At 68.3% G+C, this 1,374-nt stretch carries 1 protein-coding gene; it reads right to left on the reverse strand.

Annotated elements, in window-relative coordinates:
* A partial coding sequence (locus tag ACFQ87_RS46490) for an RNA-guided endonuclease InsQ/TnpB family protein (protein WP_380617094.1) occupies nt 1-1,171 on the reverse strand: 1,171 nt, incomplete at its 3' end.
* Between the last annotated feature and the right edge of the window lie 203 nt (nt 1,172-1,374).

The following is a 1,374-nucleotide window of genomic DNA, read 5'->3' on the forward strand; positions in this document are numbered from 1 at the left end:
GCTTCACAGACCGGCCAGTGCCGAGGTCTCCACGCCCTGAGACCGCCTGCCCGGCGGCCTTGATGTTCTTCGCGGCGTTCACGTCGGCGTGGTCCCGGTGCCCGCAGGCCGCGCACCGGAAGACCGCTTGGCTCTCACGGTTCTCCGGTGCGCAGTGCCCGCAGGCATGGCAGGTCTGCGACGTGTACGCGGGGTTGACCAGCACAACGCTGCTGCCCGTGTGACGGGCGGCGTTGCGCAAGGCCAGTTCGAGCAGATGCCATCCCTTGTCCAGGATGGCCCGGTTCAGTCCGGCTTTCTGTCGAACGTTGCGGCCGGGCTGCTCGATGGTCCCGGCCGCCGAGGCGGTCATGTTGCGGGTGCGCAGGTCTTCGAGCACGACCAGCGCGGCTCGGCCGGTGATCCGGTTCGCGGTCCAGGCGCAGAAGTCCGCGCGTCGGTTGCGGACGCGGCCGGTGATCTGGTTGATCGCCGTGACGGTGGCCCTGCGGCGGTTACTGCCCTTCTTCTGCCGGGAGAGCTTCTGCTGCAACCGGCGCAGCCGGGCCATCTCGCCCGGCGTGGCGAATGCACGATCGTGGAACCGACCCTCCGAGGTGGTCGCGGCTACCTTGACGCCCCGGTCGATCCCCACGGCGGTGGACGGCATCACGTGCGTCTCGGGCGTGATCTTGCCGTCCTCGACAAGGAACGAGACGAACCAATGCCGCCCCTGTCGGGTTACGGTCGCCGATCGGACCTCACCACCGAGCGGGCGGGACCAGCGAAACCGCACCCAACCGAGCTTCGGCAGCTTCACGCGGCCCCACGTGGGGCCGATCCGCTCCACCGTGATCAGGTTCCCCGCCGGGAACCGGAACGACGGCGACCAGCGCCGCACGGAACGCCACCGCACCTTGAACGTCCCGTGCTCCCGGCACGCCCGGTCCAGGTCCCGCAACGTCTGCTGCAACACGGTCGACGGAGCATCAGCCAACCACGGGAACTCCCGCTTCGCCTCCGCCAGCTCAGCGGCCTGCGGAACGTAGTTCATCCACGCCCCGCGCCGCCGGTACTCCCGCCGCTGCTCCAAAGCGGTGTTCCACACCGACCGACAGATGCTACCGAACGTCTCACACAACTCCGCCTGATCTCCGGTCAGTTCAAGGCGGTAACGTCGCCCGGACAACATGAGGAACACCCCCCTTCGGCCGCTGTGATCAGCTTAGTGCGCGCTACTGACAACGCAGTGACCTGCGCCGCTTCGCGGCTCTGAGTCAAGGACGGGCTTACTCCAGCCGGACTTCTCCATTCCCGCTGGTCAACGGGCTGGGAGTGGGGAGTGTAGCCGGGTGGGAACGGGTGCGGGGCGGTCTTGGCCGCCCTGTCCCACCA

Origin of the sequence: Kitasatospora sp. NPDC056531, from assembly GCF_042794375.1 — a bacterium.
Lineage (GTDB): Bacteria > Actinomycetota > Actinomycetes > Streptomycetales > Streptomycetaceae > Kitasatospora.